The organism is Actinoplanes regularis, assembly GCF_900188005.1.
GTDB classification, from domain to species: domain Bacteria; phylum Actinomycetota; class Actinomycetes; order Mycobacteriales; family Micromonosporaceae; genus Actinoplanes; species Actinoplanes regularis.
The window spans coordinates 148,191-165,549 of sequence record NZ_FZNR01000007.1; the positions used below are offsets into that span (position 1 = coordinate 148,191).

At 70.9% G+C, this 17,359-nt stretch carries 10 protein-coding genes; 5 read left to right on the forward strand and 5 right to left on the reverse strand.

The window, feature by feature from the left end; genetic code table 11:
* Window positions 1–34 precede the first annotated feature (34 nt).
* From CHC09_RS20225 to CHC09_RS20235, 3 genes are all read left to right on the forward strand, one after another.
* Window positions 35–2,587 carry a molybdopterin-dependent oxidoreductase gene (locus CHC09_RS20225; protein WP_089294715.1) on the forward strand — a complete coding sequence of 851 codons (2,553 nt, stop codon included), beginning with the start codon at window positions 35–37 and terminating at the stop codon, window positions 2,585–2,587.
* A 108-nt stretch (window positions 2,588–2,695) separates the two neighbouring features.
* Window positions 2,696–4,450: an L-lactate permease gene (locus CHC09_RS20230; RefSeq protein WP_373871916.1), complete on the forward strand. Its 1,755-nt coding sequence runs from the start codon at window positions 2,696–2,698 to the stop codon at window positions 4,448–4,450.
* A 412-nt stretch (window positions 4,451–4,862) separates the two neighbouring features.
* Complete coding sequence (locus CHC09_RS20235) at window positions 4,863–6,443, forward strand: amidohydrolase (RefSeq protein ID WP_089294717.1); 1,581 nt, start codon at window positions 4,863–4,865, stop codon at window positions 6,441–6,443.
* Between the two features lie 278 nt (window positions 6,444–6,721).
* Here the strand turns inward: CHC09_RS20235 and CHC09_RS20240 are convergent, their stop codons facing one another.
* The 3 genes from CHC09_RS20240 to CHC09_RS20250 form a co-directional block, all read right to left on the reverse strand.
* Window positions 6,722–7,642: an RICIN domain-containing protein gene (locus CHC09_RS20240; RefSeq protein ID WP_143232435.1), complete on the reverse strand. Its 921-nt coding sequence runs from the start codon at window positions 7,640–7,642 to the stop codon at window positions 6,722–6,724.
* A 471-nt stretch (window positions 7,643–8,113) separates the two neighbouring features.
* A complete protein-coding gene (locus CHC09_RS20245) occupies window positions 8,114–10,648 on the reverse strand; it encodes a VIT domain-containing protein (protein WP_089294719.1) in 2,535 nt (844 codons plus the stop codon).
* The gene (locus CHC09_RS20250) at window positions 10,645–11,373 is read right to left on the reverse strand and encodes a helix-turn-helix domain-containing protein (protein ID WP_089294720.1); all 729 of its coding nucleotides are present in this window, start codon (window positions 11,371–11,373) and stop codon (window positions 10,645–10,647) included. Before CHC09_RS20250 ends, CHC09_RS20245 begins: the two co-directional genes overlap by 4 nt.
* 58 nt (window positions 11,374–11,431) lie before the next feature.
* Here CHC09_RS20250 and CHC09_RS20255 point away from each other — a divergent pair, with 58 nt between their 5' ends.
* Window positions 11,432–12,124, forward strand: a complete 693-nt coding sequence (locus tag CHC09_RS20255; RefSeq protein ID WP_089294721.1) for a cyclase family protein — start codon at window positions 11,432–11,434, stop codon at window positions 12,122–12,124.
* Here CHC09_RS20255 and CHC09_RS20260 read toward each other — a convergent pair.
* Both CHC09_RS20260 and CHC09_RS20265 read right to left on the reverse strand, forming a co-directional pair.
* Window positions 12,097–14,238, reverse strand: a complete 2,142-nt coding sequence (locus CHC09_RS20260; RefSeq protein WP_307833937.1) for an immune inhibitor A domain-containing protein — start codon at window positions 14,236–14,238, stop codon at window positions 12,097–12,099. The genes CHC09_RS20255 and CHC09_RS20260 overlap by 28 nt on opposite strands.
* Window positions 14,239–14,968: 730 nt before the next feature.
* Window positions 14,969–15,235: a hypothetical protein gene (locus CHC09_RS20265; protein WP_089294722.1), complete on the reverse strand. Its 267-nt coding sequence runs from the start codon at window positions 15,233–15,235 to the stop codon at window positions 14,969–14,971.
* Between the two features lie 108 nt (window positions 15,236–15,343).
* Between CHC09_RS20265 and CHC09_RS20270 the strand changes: the two genes are divergently transcribed.
* Complete coding sequence (locus CHC09_RS20270; protein WP_239138377.1) at window positions 15,344–17,326, forward strand: amino acid permease; 1,983 nt, start codon at window positions 15,344–15,346, stop codon at window positions 17,324–17,326.
* The last annotated feature ends 33 nt before the right edge of the window (window positions 17,327–17,359 follow it).

Consider the following 17,359-nt stretch of genomic DNA (forward strand, 5'->3'; position numbering starts at 1 on the left):
CACGGCGACGCCGGAGCGCAGCGGAGGTGGCGGCGTGAGCGTGGAGATCAACGGAACGCCCCACGAGCGTGCGCCCCGGCCCGGTCAGTGCCTGCGCACCTACCTGCGGGAAGAGGGCTGCTTCGGGGTCAAGAAGGGCTGCGACGCCGGCGACTGCGGCGCCTGCACCGTGCACGTCGACGGCGAGCCGGTGCACTCCTGCGTCTACCCGGCCTTCCGCGCCCAGGGCCACCGGGTCACCACGATCGAGGGGCTGGCGAACGGCGACGAACTGCACCCGGTGCAGCGTTCGTTCCTCGAGGCGCAAGGCTTTCAATGCGGATTCTGTACGGCCGGTCTGATCATGACCACCGCCGCGCTGGACCCCGCGCAGCGCGCCGACCTGCCCCGTGCGCTCAAGGGCAACCTCTGCCGCTGCACCGGGTACCGCGCCGTCGCGGACGCCGTCGCCGGCATCCCGGCCCAGGTGTGGGCGCGGCCGGGCGCGGCGGTCGGCGCGGCGGTGGGCGCGCCGGCCGGTCCGCAGGTGGTCACCGGCACCGCCCGGTACACCTTCGACGTGGACGTGCCCGGACTGCTGCACCTCAAGGTGCTGCGCTCGCCGCACGCGCACGCCCGAGTGGTCGCGGTGGACACCTCGGCGGCGCTCGCGGTGCCCGGCGTCGAACTGATCCTGACCCACAAGGACGCGCCGGACCGGCTCTTCTCCACCGCCCAGCACGAGAACGTGGCCGAGGACCCGGCCGACACCCGGGTCCTGGACGACGTGGTGCGGTTCGTCGGACAGCGGGTCGCGGCGGTGGTGGCGACCAGCGAGGCCGCGGCCGAGGACGCCTGTCGCAGACTGCGCGTCGAGTACGAGGTGCTTCCGGCCGTGCTCGACCCGGCGCTCGCCCTGGCCCCGGGCGCGCCACTGGTGCACGGCGACAAGTTCGACCGCAACGTGATCGGCGAGCTGCACGCCGCGCTCGGCGACGTGGACGCCGGCTTCGCCGCGGCCGACGAGGTGTACGAGGCGACCTTCAGGACCGCGCGCGTGCAGCACGCCGCGCTCGAGACCCACGGGGCCCTCGGGTGGCTCGACGACGACGGGCGGCTGGTGATCCGGTCCAGCACGCAGACGCCGTTCCTCACCCGGCGGGCCGTCGCCGCCCTGTACGACCTGCCGCCGGACCGGGTGCGGGTGTTCACCGGCCGGGTCGGCGGCGGGTTCGGCGGCAAGCAGGAGATGCTGGCCGAGGACCTCGTCGCGCTCGCCGTACTGCGCACCGGACGGCCGGTGAAGTGGGAGTTCACCCGGTCCGAGCAGTTCTGCGGCGCGACCACCCGGCATCCGTTCCGGGTGACCGTGAAGGCCGGCGCCCGGCGGGATGGGACGATCACCGCGCTGCAACTGGAGGTGCTGGCCGACACCGGGGCGTACGGCAACCACGGCCCGTCGGTGATGTACCACAGCTGCCACGAGTCGATCGCCGTGTACAAGTGCGACACCGTGCGGGTGGACGCGCACGCCGTTTACACCAACACCGTGCCGGCCGGGGCGTTCCGTGGCTACGGCCTCGGCCAGGTCACCTTCGCCCTCGAATCGGTCCTGGACGAGGTGGCCCGCAGGATCGGGATGGACCCGGTGACGTTCCGCGAGTTGAACGTGGTCCGGCCCGGGGACGCCTTGACCGCGCCCGGCGACCACGTCGACGACCTGGGCATCGCCAGCTACGGCCTGGACCAGTGCCTCGACCGGATGCGATCGGCGTACGCGACCGTCGACGAGGCCCCGGCGGGCTGGCTGACGGGGGAGGGCATGGCGATCGCGATGATCGCCGCCGGGCCACCCGGCGGGCACTTCGCCGACGCCACCATCCGGTCGCTGGGTGACGGCCGCTACGAACTGTCGGTCGGCACCGCGGAGTTCGGGAACGGCAGTACGACCGTGCACGCCCAGATCGCCGCCGACGAGCTCGGCACCACCCCCGACCGGATCGTGATCCGGCAGTCGGACACCGACCTGGTGCCGCACGACACCGGAGCGTTCGCGTCCACCGGCGTGGTGGTGGCCGGGCAGGCGGTGCTGCGGGCGGCGCGGGCACTGCGCGCCTCCGGCGGGGAGATCGCGCACGGGCACTTCGACGGGACGCCGCGGTCGGTGGCGTTCAACGCGCAGTGGTTCCGGGTCGCGGTCGACCCGGACACCGGGGAGCTGCGGATCCTGCGCAGCGTGCACAGCGCGGATGCCGGGACGGTGATGAACCCGATGCAGCTGCGCGGCCAGATCGAGGGCGGGGTGGCGCAGGCGCTCGGCGCGACCCTGGCCGAACACGTCGACCTGGACGAGCGCGGCGAGGTCACCACGACGACGTTCCGGCAGTACCATCTGCCGACGTTCGCGGACACGCCGTTCACCGAGGTGCACTTCGCGGAGACGTCGGACGAGATCGGGCCGCTCGGCGCGAAGTCGATGAGCGAGAGCCCGTTCAACCCGGTGTCGCCGGCCCTGGCCAACGCGCTGCGCGACGCCATCGGCGTCCGGATGACCGAGATCCCTTTCACCGCCGACCGCATCTGGCGGGCCATCCAAGAGGATCGCTGAAGCGCGTCCGGGCGAACTGACGGGCCGGATGTCAGGTCCGGCTACGTGAGCGGTTTCATTGCGGAAGGTTTGCCATTAGATTGCGGATAAGGTGATCGACGTTCCTGGATGGCTGCTATGGCAGATCTTGTTCTCGTGGAACAGTTCCAGATCGTGACCGACCCCGTCGCGGACTCCGTGGCGGTCTCGGCGATCTTTGCCGTACTCCCTCTGCTCACACTCTTTCTGCTGCTCGGGGTGTTCCGGGTGCGGGCGTGGCTGGCCGGCGTGATCTCGCTGGTGGTGGCGCTGATCGTGGCGATCACCGTCTACTCGATGCCGGTCGGGCAGGCGCTGCTGTCCGCCTCCGAGGGTGCGGCCTTCGGGTTCTTCCCGATCCTGTGGATCGTGATCAATGCGATCTGGGTCTACAACCTGACCGTGGTGAGCGGGCACTTCGACGTGCTGCGGCGGTCGATGGAGCGGGTCAGCCCCGACATGCGGATCCAGGCGATCATCGTGGCGTTCTGCTTCGGCGCACTGCTCGAGGCGCTCGCCGGATTCGGGACGCCGGTCGCGGTGACCGTGGTGATGCTGATGGCGCTCGGATTCCCGCCGATCCGGGCCGCGTGCGTGGCGCTGATCGCGAACACCGCGCCGGTCGCGTTCGGTGCGCTGGCCACGCCGATCGTCACGCTCGGGACGGTGACCTCGGGGGCGGCCGGTGACCCGCGGCTGAACACCGACACGCTCGGCGCCATGGTCGGGCGGCAGACGCCGGTGCTGGCCATCGTCGTACCGCTGGTGCTGGTCGCTGTGGTGGACGGACGTCGCGGCGTCCGGCAGACCTGGCCCGCCGCGGTCGTCGCGGGGTTGGTCTTCGCGGTCGGGCAGTTCGTCGCGTCGAACTACATCTCGGTTCCGCTCACCGACATCGTGGCGTCGCTCGCGGCGGCGGCCGCCGTGGTTCTGCTGCTGCGCTTCTGGCAGCCGTCGGAGACGCCGGAGCTTGCCGGCCCCCGGTCGCCTGATACGCCGCCGATGTCTACTGCGGAAGCCCGGCTCACCTCCTCGTCCCCGACGCCACCCGCCTCCTCCTCGAGTGGTGACGTCGCGGTCGTGCGCCGGGACGCGCCCGCCGAGGTGGTCCGCGCCTATGCGCCGTACCTGATCATCATCGTGATCTTCGCGATCGCGAATCTGGGGCCGGTCAAGGAGGCTCTCGCCGCCGAGCCCTGGACCGTGGTCTTCAAATGGCCGGGCCTGGACGTCCTCGGCGCCAACGGCAAGCCGTTGGCCTCGACCAACTTCACCTTCGGCTGGCTGCCGGCCGCCGGCACCCTGATGATCATCGCGGGGGTGCTGACCGCGGTCGTGCTGCGGATCCGGCCGGGCGCGGCGCTGCGAGCCTACGGCCGGACGTACGTCGAACTGCGGCAACCGATCGTCACGGTGATGGCTGTGCTCGCCCTGGCGTACGTGCTCAACCAGTCCGGGCAGACCAACACGCTGGGCGCGTTCCTGGCCACCGCCGGCAGCGTCTTCGTCTTCCTCTCCTCGATCCTCGGCTGGATCGGGGTGGCCGTGACCGGCTCCGACACCTCGTCGAACGCGCTGTTCGGTGCGCTGCAGGTGCAGACCGCGGCCAAGGCCGGCCTGGATCCGGTGCTGCTCGCCGCGGCGAACTCGTCCGGTGGGGTGCTCGGCAAGATGGTCAGCCCGCAGAACCTCGCGATCGCCGCCGGGGCGGTCGGGATGGCCGGCCGGGAGGGTGACATCTTCCGGAAGGTGGTGCTCTGGAGTGCGGTGCTGCTGCTGTTCATGTGCGTGCTGGTGACGCTGCAGGCGACGCCGGTGCTGGACTGGATGGTCCCGGCGTCCTGAGCGGCCTCGGGTTCGCCGCATCCACCCGGTCCGCGTAGCGCCTCGCCAGGTCCGCCTTGGCTGCCTGCAGTTCGCCGCGTCCGCCTGGGCCAGGTGACTTCGTTGTGTCTGCCTGGGCCGCGTGACGTCGCCGCGTCCGGCGGGGCCGCGTGACTTCGTTGTGTCTGCCTGGGCCGCGTGACGTCGCCGCGTCCGGCGGGGCCGCGTGACTTCGTTGTGTCTGCCTGGGCCACGTGACTTTGCGGCGTCCGCCCCGTGCGTTCACCGGGTCGGGTGTGGGCAGCGGTGAACTGGCGCGCTCGGAAGTGGGAATTGGGCACAACCGGTACTGAACCCGACAGCGCCCGCGCCGGTAGTCATGGAAGAAGTGACGAGACGAGCACTTTCCGTGACTCCCGGGAGGGGTGCCCGCATGACCGCCGCCGATGTGATCCTGATGGCGGACCGGATCCGCACCATGGCCGCCGGTCCGCAGCCGACCGCACTCGCCGTCGCCGGCGGGACGATCACCGCCGTCGGCGACCGCGCGGACGCCCGTAACTGGTGCGGGCCCGGCACCGAGGTGCTCGACCTGGGCTCGGCCACGATCACCCCGGGCCTGGTGGACGGGCACGCGCACCCGGTGATGGGGATCGGGCTGACGCGCGGGGTGGACCTGTCCCACGTACGAACGCTGTCGGCTTTGAAGGATGTTCTGCGGAACGCGAGGCGGGACGGCTGGCTGGAAGGCTGGGGCCTGGACCCGAACGCTTTCGAGGGCGCTCCGGTCACCTTCGCCCCGCTGGTCGAGGCGCTCGGGCCGGACGTGCCGGTCTTCCTGCGGTTGTTCGACGCGCACTCCGCGCTGGCCAGTCCGCGTGCCCTGGAGCTGGCCGGGATCACCGGGCCGCGTCCGTTCCGGTCGGGGGCGAGCGTGGTCTGCGGCGCGGACGGGCGCCCGACCGGGCACCTGCTCGAGCTCGAAGCGGTCGAACTGGTCCGCTCGATCCTCCCGGAGGATTGCGCGGCGGACCGTCGAGCCCGGCTCCAAGACCTGATGCGGCGGATGGCGGCCACCGGGCTGACCGGGGCGAACGCGATGGACTTCGAAGAGGACTCCCTCGAACTGTTCCGCGCTCTCGAGGACGATGGCGACTTGCCGCTGCGCTGGCGGTGCGCACCGTTCGTGATGCCCGGCGCGGAACTCTCGCATGTCGTCTCGCTCCAGGCCATGAGCGGGCGACGCTGGCGGGTCGAGGGCGCCAAGTTCATGATCGACGGGACGATCGACGGCGGCACGGCCTGGCTGGACGAGCCCGACACGCACGGTGAGTCGACCGCCTGTTTTTGGCCGGACCCCGAGGAGTATGCCGAGGCCGCCCGGTTCCTGGCGGGTCGCGGAGTGCCGATCGTGACGCACGCGATCGGTGACGCCGGTATCCGCTACGTCCTGGACACCTTCGCCGGCCTGCCGCGCCTGCGGGTCCCGCACCGGATCGAGCACCTGGAGACGATGCCGTGCGACCTGGTCGGCCGTTTCGCCGAACTGGACGTGACCGCGAGCATGCAGCCCACCCACTGCACCCACTACACCCGCGCCGACCACACCGACAACTGGTCCCGCCGACTCGGAAAGCTCCGCGCCGATCGCGCCTTTCGCGCGCGTGACCTGCGTGATCGGGGCGCCCGGCTGGCATTGGGCTCGGACTGGCCGATCGCCCCGTTCGACCCGCGCGGCATCCTCGCCGCCGCACGCCTGCGCCGCCCGGCGGGCTCACCGGACGTCGACCCGGTGCTGCCCGAACAGGCCCTGACCGCACGGATGGCCCTGGAGGGCTACACGACCCAGGCAGCCGCGGCGGCGGGCCAGCCGGATGCGGGCCGAATCGCACCCGGTTTCCGCGCCGACCTGACCGCCTTCGCCCTGGACCCGCTGACCGCCGAACCGGACGAGTTCGCCGAATCCCCGGTCGCGTTGACCCTCGTCGCCGGCGCCATCGCCCACCGCGCCTGACGCCCAGGTCGGTCGGTGTTTTCGTCTGCCGGGCCTGTCGGCTCGGGTCGGTCGGTGTTTTCGTCTGCTGGGTCTGCTGGCTCGGGTCGGTTGGTGTTTTTACCTGCCGGGCCGCCGGCTCGGGTCGGTTGGTGGTTTGGCCTGGCGGGTCTGCTGGGTTGGGTCGGTTGGTGGTTTCGTCTGGCGGGTCTGCCGGGTCGGGCTGGTTGGTGGCATCGCCTGCCGAGCCTGACGGCATGGGTCGAGCGGCGCGGCACGCGGTGTGCCCGGCGTTTCGGTCAGCTGAGGGACCAGTGCTGGTTCGAGCGGCCGGCGCATTTGGCGACCACAACACGGGTGCCGGGAATCGCGCCGTCGGATGGGTCGGTGAGGCAGTTGCTGTTGGCGGCGTTGACCAGTTCGCGGTCGCCGGTGACACGCCACTGGGCGGTGGTGCGCAGGTCGCAAGGGGTCAGGTGGACGGTGTCGTCGCCGACCAGCAGTGCGCACTTGCCCATCACCCGCAGCGTTCCGTCGTCGGCCAGCGTCCACACCTGGGCGACGGACCGGTTGCAGTCGAAAACCTGAATGACACTGTCATCGACCGGATTCGCGTTCGGCAGGTCCAGGCACAGCCCGTTCCCGCTGACCAGAATCCCGGTCCCGACCGTCGGTGCGGAGGGCACCAGCGCGGGCGGATCCGGCTCGACCGACCCCGCCGGGCTAGCCGCCGCCGAACCGGTCGGCGTCGTACTCGCGGCGGCGGTCGGCAGTCTCGTGGCCGCGCCGCCCACGCCCTGGCCGGTGTCACCGGACCCGGTGCCGTCACCGTTGTTCGCCCCAGCGGCTACGCCCGCATCGGCCGAGGGGGAACCGGTGGCCGGTCCGGTCACCGCCGGCAGCGGATGGTCGGGCAGGTCCGACGAGAGCGCCGGTTGAAAGCCCGGTCGCAGCGCGGCGTATCCGACCGCCGCCAGCACCGCGACGACCCCGACCCCGACTCCAGCCAGCAGCAACGGCCGTCGCTTCCGTCGCGCCCGTCTCGGTTCGCCAGCCGCGGTGCCCGAGAAGACCGGCAGCACCTGCGTCGGCGAATCCGAGGCAGTACCGGCCGGCCAGGTGGCGCCGGAGGAGTCGTGCTCCCCGGACTCGTCGTCCTGAACGATGAACGGACGCACCAGCAGCGGGTCTCGGTTGTCACCGAAATCCTCGTCGTTCACGGACCGAGCCACCCCCCGGGTAAGCAATCGATGAACCAACTTACCGGCAGCCGCTGCCCCGCGCGGTCCGTGCCGCCCACCCGGCGCCCTCCCGGCCCGCCCGCCGTCCTGTTCGAGCAACGCCCCACCCGGGGGCGACCAGCCATTTCAACCGAAACCCCCTCTTCCACCCCGCCCCACCCATCCAGCAAACTTTTATCTCGGTCCGCGCCGCTCGGTCCGCGCCGCTCGGTCCGCGCCGCTCGGTCCGCGCCGCTCGGTCCGCGCCGCTCGGTCCGCGCCGCTCGGTCCGCGCCGCGCCTGCCTGCGCCGCGCCTGCCTGCGCCGCGCCTGCCTGCGCCGCGCCTGCCTGCGCCGCGCCTGGCTCGGCCGATGCGGTCCGAGGTGCTGCGCCTTCGTCTACCGGTTCCCTGCTCGCGGAGGCTTTGTGGCGCTGTCGGCCCGTCCCGCCGGGTGGCGGGACGGGGTCCGTCAGCGCTTCCAGAAAGGCTTCGAGGTGCGAGCGGGTGGCGTCGCCGTGCCGAAGTCGGTCAGGACGCGAACAGCGCTGGACCACTTCTCGTCGAGCGGAGCGTCGCCGGTGAGGAGGGTGACCAGGTCGCGAAGCGGGCCGAATTCGTCGCCGTTCAGCGAGACGAGCAGCACGGTGAGCCGGCTGACCAGATCTTCGAGCAGGTCACGCCGCTCGTAGTCGGGCCGGTCGGCGGCGTCGCGCAACCGTCCTGCTTCGATCGTCGCCAGGTCGCGTGCATCGGCGAGCGGAATCCCGGCGTCGCTGTCGCGCGTCTGCCGGGCCCGTCCGAAGCCGCGAACAGGTCCGCCGATCCTGGAGACGTAGGAAGCGGGCGAGCCGGCCGGCGGAGCGATGCCCCCTGCGGCGGGAGGGGGACTGGCCAGCGGAACGCCGCCGCCTGCCGGGCCGGAAGGCTCGATGGGCGCCGCGTCGAGGTCCATCGCGCTGGCGGTCTCGGGGAAGTATTGGCCGGTCTTGTGAGCCTCGGCCGGGGCGAAGCGCGGAGCACCGGGTGCCGGAGCGCCAGGCGCCGGCGGGGTGGGCGGGAAGATCCGGGACCGGGCGGGCGCCGCCCCGCCCGGGAACGGCGAAGCGGCAGCGGCCAGGGTCATCCCGACGGCCATCGGTGGCATCGGTGGCTCCCAGCCGGAGGGCATCTCGACCGGCTGGGTGACCCGCCGGACCTCGCCGCCCTCGTTCACCACCCGTGCGTCGACCGCGACGTACGCCGTGAACCGGCAGAGCACGCCGAACCGCAGTGACGTGTCCACGATCTGCTGCTCCAGCGTGTGGTCACCGGCCGCATACGCGTCCTCGAGGTCGCGCAGCCGTCCCCGCGCCCACTGCTTGGTGACGGCGGGCTCGGCTCGCTCGTGGACGGCCACTGTGGTCCGGAAGTCCTTGTCGTCCCGGGTCCTGCCGGTCACCGTGAGGCTGCCCTCGGCGGGGCCTGAATATCGCCCGGTGACCACCAGCGGCACTCCTGGGTAAAGCCCGGGCAGTCGCTGCGGGCTGCGGGTGCCTTCCACCGGCGTGAACCCGTCACCGGCGATCGACAGGCCGGTGACCAGCGGCGCGCCGATCCGCCGGTGGATGTGCTCCATCGCCTCGTCCAGCCGGTCCTCGCTCTCGACCAGCTCGGCGCGGCCGGCGCCGAGCGCGGCCAGCCGACCCAGGAACCCGGCGTTGACCGCCCGGTCGATGCCGATGGTGTGCAGCCGGGTGCTGCCGATCAGCGGGGTGACCTCGTGGACGATCTGGTCCTCGTTGCCGACCTGCCCGTCGGTGACCAGCACCAGCACCCTGTCCCGGCCGGTGCTGTCGGCGAGCAGACCGAGCCCGGCGGTCAGTGGGGTGAGCAGCTCGGTGCCGCCGCGGGCGTCGGCGCGGGCCAGGTGCTCAACCGCCCGGTACCGGTTGCGGTCGGTGGCCTCGTTCAGCCCGGCCGCCAACCCGTCCGGCCGCTCCACCTGGTGGTCGAAGGTCAGCACGGTGAACCGGTCGGCCGTGGTCAGGGTGTCGATGACCCGCGCCGCGGCCCGCCGGGCCGCGACCATCTTCCAGCCGCCCATGCTGCCGGAGCGGTCGAGCAGCAGCACCACGTCCTTGGGGCGCGGTGGCGCGGATTCGACGGGCGGCAGGACGACTACCTGGTACGTCCCCTGCTCGCCCTCATCATCCGGTACCGCGACGGCGGTCTGGCCACCCGGCGAATACGCCAGGCGCAGCACGAAGTCACGGTCGGCGCGATCGCCCGGAGCGATCTGGAGCTTGCCGTCCTTTTCGGACACCATGTGCAGGCTGGAACGGACGTCGCCGAGCTCCAGCCCGGCCGGGTCCACGGTCACGCCGAGGGAGAGCCGCAGCGGATTGGGGAAACCGGGCAGCAGCACCGGTGGGGAGATCCGGGAGGCGTCCGGAACGGCATCGGTGTCCGGCGCCTGCCCGTCGCCCGCGTAGGGCCCCGGCAGGGGAGCGCCGGGGATGTATCGCGGGGCCACGACCAGTGGGAACCGGTAGGTGGCGGCGCCGTCCTCGAACGGCATCGGGCCGACCAGTCGCAGCCGGACGACGATCCGCTCACCGGGCAGGATGTTGCCGGCTCGCATGGTGAACACGTCGGGACGCTCCTGCTCGGCGATCGAGGCGCGCTGACCTGCCGTGATGGCCTTGTCATAGGTCTCGCGGGCGGCGCCGCGCTCGCGCAGCTCGGCGGTGACCGTGCGGTCGTCGGCGGTCATCGTCATGCCGGTGACCGCGGCCCGGTCGGGCAGCGGGAAGACGTAAGTGGCCTCCAGCGCGGTGTCGTGCGTGTTGACGAACTCGGCGGTCACCTCGGTGCGGGCGATCAGGCCGCTGATCGCGGCCTGCACGTCGAGCCGGTCCAGCGGGAGGTTGCCCCGGTCGGTGCGCATCGTCCCGAGCCCGGCCTCCGGCACCTGCCGGACACGCTCCAGCTCGGCGGGGCCCATCGGATTGACGTAGATGATCACGACTCTCTCCTATCGGTGAGCCCACGGGACGCGAGCAGGTCGAGCAGGGGCCGGGCCAGGGTGGCGAGCTCTGCGCGGTCGGTGTAATCGAGATGGAGGGCACCGGGCACCAGCAGGATCACGCCGGCGCCGAGCGGAACGCCGGTGAGCAACCCGTTCAGGGGTAGACCGCCGAGGTCACCAAGGGGTGGGGGCACCTCGGGCATGCCTGGAGGTGCAGTGGGGAAGGCACCGGTGAGAGGTCCTATCCCGGTCGGCGTGATCGAACCGGGCGGCGAGGACTCGAGCCTGTCGGCGGCCTCGGGGAACGACCAGTCGGGGGTCAGCTCAGGCGGGGCCGGGGCGGCGGGTGGAGCCTTCCAGAACGGTGCTCGGGGCGTCGCCGGCGGGGGTGGCGGAGGGTCGGCGGCGAGTAGCTCGGACGGCACCCGGGCAAGCTCGGTGAGCGCCTCTTCCGACACGCCGCTCAGCTCCGCCTGGATCTCGGCGAGTGTGCGCCCGGCTGCCTGAAGGCGCTTGACGGCGACGAGTTGCAGCAGGTGACGGGGGCCGTAGAGCGCATTCCGGCCGCGCGTGCCGAGCGGCCGGTCGACCAGGCCGATCGTCGAATACCACCGGATCGAGCGGGGGTCGGGCAGATCCCGGACCCGGCCGTTGGGAGCGCCGGAATATTCCGCGGCGAGCGCGGTGCGCACCCGATCGACCAGCTCCTCCATCGTCCACATGACCAGAGCATGACACTGTCATCGTGACAGTGTCAACGTTTCGTGGCAGGATGGCGGCATGCTGGAACGGCTGAGGCTGGTGAGCCTGTCGCACGTGAACGACCCGGCGCGGATCAGCGTCTTCCCGGGCGATCCGCCCTTCGAGCTGGCGACCGTCGCCACGCTCGACCGGGAGGGCTACTACCTACGGGCGGTCCGCGGCGGTGAGCACACCGGCACGCACTGGGGCGCACCCGGCCACTTCACCGAGGGCGCGCTGCTCGCCGACGAGTTGGAGCCGGCCGACCTGTTTCGGCCGGCGGTCAAGGTCGACGTGCGGGCCGCCTGCGCGGCCGATCCGGGCCATGCGGTGACGATCGCCGAGCTGCAGGCGTGGGAGCAGCGCCACGGCCGTATCCCAGACGAGTCCGTGGTGATCATCTGGACCGGGTGGGAGGAGAGATTCGGATGCGCGGAGTTCGAACGGCACCCCGGCTTCGCGCCGGAGACGGTGCGGTGGCTGGTCGAGACCGGGCGGCTGGGGGAGCGGGGCGGCACCGGCACCGACGCGTTCAGCCCGGATGTCAGCACGGATTCCGGGTTCACCGTCTCCAAACTGGTCTATCAGCGGCGTCGGATCAGCCTGGAGGTGCTGGCCCATCTCGCGGATCTGCCCGCCACCGGCGCATGGGTCCTGTGTGGCGGGCAGATCAATCGAGCCGGCTCCGGCTCGACCGCGCTCATCTACGGGGTCTTACCACCCGTGGATTGACCGTGCGACGCGACCGCGGTGTCGCCGTCCGGGGTCTGACCGCCGCCGGGCTGCACCACGCCGTTCACGGTCAGGGTGTAACGGGCGTACTGCTTGACCGTCCCGGTCGGGTCGTCCTGCGCCACGATCGCGACCACCTTGGGGTAGCCGTTCAGTTCCGCTGCCCGTTCGATCGGCACGATCGCGGCTCGCCGCTTCCCCAGCCCGACCAGCGACACGTGCCAGCCGTGCACCGCCACCGGATACCACTCGGTCGGCGACTTCCATCCCTCCAGCGAGTCGCTCACGATCTTGTTCGCGCCGATCGACACGTCGCGGACATGCCAGCCGCCCTGGTTGACCGCGGCGTCACTGACGTAGCGGAAGCCCAGGAGGACCTTCTTCCCGGCGTACGCCTTGAGGTCGTAGCTCTCCTTGACGTCAGCGGCCTGGCCGGTCAGGCCGGGACCGAGCGGCCCCTTGACCGTGTTGTCCCCGGCCACGACGTCGTACGTCGCGCCTCCGTCGGCGGAGATCGTCACGTACCCGAAGTCGAAGTCCTTCTCCAGGCCGTAAGTGGTCGTGAAGCGCAGGACCGGATCGTCGGCGGGGACCTCGACCTGGTGTGCCGCGGTCTCGTCGGTGCCCGACTCGTTGCCGGAGAAGAGCTGGCCGGAGTCGAGCTTCCAGGCCAGCGCGGATGGCGGCAGCGTGTGCGCCCCGCTGAAGGTCACCGACTTCAGCGCCCCCCGTGGCAGCCGGATGAAGTCGGCGCCGTTGGGTGCCGCCCCCGCCCAGTTGTAGGTCGCCGGGTTCCCCAAGTTGATCGTGGAGCGCAGCCCGGCGGAGACCACCCGCTCGCGCGGCATCCCGAGCATCGTGCCGCCCGGCTCCCCGACCTCCTTGTCGACCAGGGTCATCACCTGGTAGTCATGCAGAACATCGGTCAGTTTGCTCTTCTCCGGCAGCGCCGCCTGCAGCGCGTCGAGCGAGTGGTGCTCGGCGTCCCGGTGCAGTTTGGTGATGATCTGCGCACCGAATTGGTCTCGCAGGTAGATCATCAGCTGGTAGACGATGCCGTAATCGGCGAGCACCTCGTTGGGCTGCCCCTCGTTCCACAGATTCAACGAGTTCTGTGGTCCGCCGCACTGGCGGGGGTTCGCGTTGTAGATCGTCTTGACGTTGCCGAAGCCCTGGTAACAGGCGATGTGGCTGTCGAAGCCGAAGTGGTACACGCCGATCCGCGCGTCCGCGTACCCGGTCAGGGTCTGTGCGTAATCGGACAGCCCCTCGTTGAGCCAGTCCGCCTCGTTCGGGTCGATGTAGTACTCCAGCAGGTGCTGCCATTCGTGGGCGAAGGTGCCCTCGTACATCCGGGGACGGGCCGGGCGGCTGGTGCAGAGGTCGTCGGTCGGCTCGTTCTTCGGGTCGGCGCCGAGCCGGTGCTTCCAGTCGTAGGCGTCGATGGTCATCACGTTGCGGTCGAACAGCTCGTTGAGCTGCGCGGAGAAGAAGCCGGCGATGTAGGTCGGCCGCTCCGGGAAGTGGTAGAAGTTGTCGTCGCGGACGTTGTCGACCAGCGTCACCGTCTTGTCGCCGTCGCCGCTGAAGTCGCCCTCCATCCCCGGCTTGGCGCCCGAGCGGTTCGGCGGGGTGCTGAACGTCGCGGTCTCCAGCGGGTAGATGGTGTTGTCGAACTGGTCGACCAGGTCCGCCACCTGCGCGTCGGTCACCTCGACGGGGTCCTTGCGGCAGTCTCCCTCCGGGAACGCGAGGTCCTTGGCCACCCACACCTCGATGTGTTTACCGACCGCCCGCAGTGTGTAGTCCTTGCGGTAGAGGTCGTGGTCGGTGTCGTTCAGCCCTACCCAGCTACGCACGGTTCCGACCGGCGGCGTCGCTCCCGGCGCGCTGCGGGCGGAAGGCTGCGGCTGGTAACGCGCCGACGGCAGGGCTTGGCCGTCGAGGCTGAGATGGGTACGGGTGAGCTCCCGGCTGTCGGTCACCGGCAGGACCCCGGCGTCCCCGTGTGCGGCGGGGGCGGGCGGCCGTCGGTGCTGCGCCTCGGCCGGGCTGGTGACGAGCGGGATCATGATCACGATTGCCGTGAAGCTGGCAAAACCGGTGCGATTCACGAAGCGGACGTTACCTTCCTAAAGGTGCCAACATCCTCAACACGCGCAGTCGATCATGAAGCATCCCTGCGCTGCTCGCGATGAGCATCTTCAAGATCGGGCTCCCGCCCGGGACAGCGCCCGGCGGCGGTCCCGGTCCGGTGTGTGGACGGTGCCGGCGGGTTCGCGACGCGAAGTGTGCCGGGCCCGGGGTGTGTGGGCGGTAACGGGTGGTTTACGACGCGGATTACGCCAGGTCCGGGGGTGTGTGGGCAGGTTCGGCTGCTTTGCGACGCGGATTACGCCGGGTCCGGGGTGTATCGGCGGTACTGCCTGGTCTACGACGCGGACCACGCCGGGTATGGGGCGTGGGCGGGACCGGCTGGGTCGCGACATGGAGTACGCCGGGTTCGGGGTGTGGGCGGGACTGCCTGGGTCGCGACATGGACCACGCCGGGTATGGGGCGTGGGCGGGACCGGCTGGGTCGCGACATGGAGTACGCCGGGTTCGGGGTGTGGGCGAGACTGCCTGGGTCGCGACATGGAGTACGCCGAGTTCGGGGTGTGGGCGAGACCGGCTGGTTCGCGACTCGGGGTATGGGCTGTTCTGGTGGTCGGGAGAGTGGGCCCGAGGCATTCGGCGGGGCCGGGCGGCTTGCGAGGCGGCGCATGGGTCGCTCTGGCGGTCGGTGAGGCCCGGGTCCGGGGATCGAGGTCGGGCGTGACTCGGATGGCGGAGTCGTCGCGGGAGCTACTCGAAAAGGCTGTGGTGCCGGTTGCCCTCGGCGCGGAAGCGGGCGCGGCGGCGCAACTGGATCACCGCGATGTCGATGAGAGCGACCGCCGCCCATGCTGCCAGCAGCCAACCCGGGACGGTCCAGCCGGTCCGGAACAGCAATACCGACAGGATGGTGCAGACCACCAGACCGAACGCGGCCAGGATCAGCCGGAGGTTGAGCGGGCTGTACGGTTCCTCGACCGTGCCGCGGCGACCATGAGGTTGCGGGCCGATGGGCATAAACGCGAATCTACCCGTGTCGGGCGGACCGGAAACAACCTGCCCCAAGATCGTATAACTTCGATATCTTCGGCGTCTGGCACTGATCCGCTGTGGACAGGAGAAGCCGTGTCGGAGACGGGGCTAACCGAGCAGAAAACCCACAAACTCGGCACCTGGTCCGTGTTCGTGATCGCGGTCTCCGCGATGACGCCACTCACCGTTGTGGCCGGGGCACTTCCCCTCGGGTACGGGGAGGTGAAAGAGAAAGGCATTCCGGTTGCCTACGTCGTGGTGGCCGCGGTGCTGGCGATCTTCACGGTCGGCCTCACCGCGATGGCCCGGCACGTCTCCAACAGCGGTGCCTTCTATGCCTACGCCGCGCGCGGCCTGACCAAGCCGGCCGGCGTCGGCACGGCCTTCGTGGCGTTGCTCGCGTACAACGCGATGCAGATCGGTTTGTACGGCGCGTTCGGCGTGGCCGCCCACAACGCGGCGGCGATCTTCGGGTGGAAGATGTCCTGGATCGTCTGGGCGCTGCTGGGCTGGGCCCTGGTCAGCTTCCTCGGCCTGCGGCAGATCGACTTCAACGCCCGCATTCTGACCGTCCTGGTCTGTGCCGAGGTGTTGATCGTGCTCACCCTCGACGCGGTCATGGTCGGTCATCCGGCCGGCGGTTCGGTCGCCCTCGACACGCTGAACCCGGCGCTGATCGCGACCGCCGGCGGAGTGTCACTGCTGGTCGGCGCGGTCGCCGGGATGGTCGGATTCGAGGCGCCGCTGGTCTACGCGGCCGAGGCGCGCGATCCGCGGCGCACGGTGGCCCGGGCGATCTTCATGACGCTGGGCGTCGCGGCGATCCTGTACGGCGGATCCGCCTGGGCGATGTCCGTCGTCGCCGGGCCCGACCAGATCATCGACGTCGCCGCCCGGTACCTCAACGATCTGTTCTTCGTACTTCCCGACCCTTACCTGCCGACCGCCGTGACCGACCTGGCCCGGATCTTCTTCGCGACCAGCCTCTTCGCCGCTCTGCTCGCGTTCCATCACACGGTCGCCCGGTACGCGCTCGCCGTCGCCCGCGAGGGCGTGCTGCCGCCGGTGCTGGGCCGTACCCGCGACGACGTGCCGGTCGCCGCCTCGGTCGCCCAGTCCGGGCTGACCTTCGTGGTCCTGGTGGTGTTCGGAATCCTGGCGCTGAACCCGACGACGGATCTGTTCTTCTTCGGCACCGTCTCCGGCGGGCTCGGTGTCCTCGCGCTCATGACTATCGCGTCTCTCGCCGTGGTCCGGTTCTTCCGGCGCGACCCGCGTGGTGAGTCACGCTGGCGCCGCGCGGTCGCGCCGTGGATCGCGTTGGTCTTCCTGACGCTCATGCTGCTGCTGTCGGTGGCGTTCTTCGGCGAGTTGATGGACTCCGACAACGCGGTCAAGGTGTGGCTGCCACCTGCGGCGTTCCTGGGGATCTACCTCGGCGGCGTCTGGTGGGGCCGGCGCCTGCGCCGCGACCGGCCCGGGGTGTACGCGGCGATCGGCACCGGCCTGCCCCCGGAGCACTCCGACCTCGCAGCCGAAACGAGGCCCTCGGAGCGGTCCGCTGGTGCAGCTGGAGCTGGGCCGTCCGGGCGGTCTGAGAGTGCCGCTGAAGCCGAGCCTTCGGGGCAGGCCGAGAGTGCCGCCGGAGCTGGACCTTCGGAGCGGTCTGAGAGTGAAGCGGAGGCTGGGCCTTCGCAGCGGTCCGATGGTGCGGCTGGACCTGGACCTTCGGAGCGGTCTGAGAGTGAAGCGGAGGCTGGGCCTTCGGATCGGTCCGGTGGTGCGGCTGGAGTTGGGCCTTCGGGGCGGTCTGAGAGTGAGGCGGAGGCTGGGCCTTCGGAGCGGTCCGGTGGTGCAGTTGGAGCTGGGCCTTCGGAGCGGTCTGAGAGTGAAGCTGAGCCTTCGGGGCAGGCCGAGAGTGCCGCCGGAACTGGGCCTGCGGAGCGGTCCGGAAGCGTCGGCGTGACGATGTCGCCGGAGAAGGAGATCCCGGAGCAGCGCGTGAACGGCGGAGCTGCCGATGCTACGGCTCCCGGCCCCCTGTCCGAGGAGGTGGAGAAGCCCCCGGCGAGTTGACCGACCTGACCGGGCGGGTCGTCGCTGGTCTCT

Excerpts from the sequence above, each read along its gene's own strand:
- CHC09_RS20255 (WP_089294721.1), top strand. The coding sequence starts at position 11,432 with ATGCTGGAACGGCTGAGGCTGGTGAGCCTGTCGCACGTGAACGACCCG.
- CHC09_RS20235 (WP_089294717.1), top strand. The coding sequence starts at position 4,863 with ATGACCGCCGCCGATGTGATCCTGATGGCGGACCGGATCCGCACCATG.
- CHC09_RS20265 (WP_089294722.1), bottom strand. The coding sequence starts at position 15,235 with ATGCCCATCGGCCCGCAACCTCATGGTCGCCGCGGCACGGTCGAGGAA.
- CHC09_RS20250 (WP_089294720.1), bottom strand. The coding sequence starts at position 11,373 with ATGTGGACGATGGAGGAGCTGGTCGATCGGGTGCGCACCGCGCTCGCC.
- CHC09_RS20230 (WP_373871916.1), top strand. The coding sequence starts at position 2,696 with ATGGCTGCTATGGCAGATCTTGTTCTCGTGGAACAGTTCCAGATCGTG.